The sequence below is a fragment of the Pseudomonas sp. PDM25 genome (assembly GCF_019219045.1).
Lineage (GTDB): Bacteria > Pseudomonadota > Gammaproteobacteria > Pseudomonadales > Pseudomonadaceae > Aquipseudomonas.
In genome coordinates, this window is sequence record NZ_JAHUWL010000115.1 from 1 (window position 1) to 219 (window position 219).

The window sequence follows — 219 nt, forward strand, 5'->3', positions numbered from 1 at the left end:
TGCCAACGGCGACTACAGCTTCACCCCGGACGCCAACTACAACGGCGCCGTGCCGCAAGTCAGCTACACCACCAACACCGGCTCCACCAGCACCCTGGATCTGAACGTCACCCCGGTCGACGACGCGAGCGTGCTGACCGCCGATGCTCAAACCATCGCTGAAGACACCGTTGCAGCCGGCAACGTGTTGAGCAATGACAGCGATGTCGATAACACCCT

The 219-nt window shown here is 61.6% G+C and carries 1 protein-coding gene; it reads left to right on the forward strand.

Going from position 1 to position 219, the window contains the following annotated elements; genetic code table 11:
• Positions 1 to 219 (forward strand): Ig-like domain-containing protein (locus KW848_RS31570; protein WP_218539204.1); only part of this gene is annotated, 219 nt, incomplete at both ends.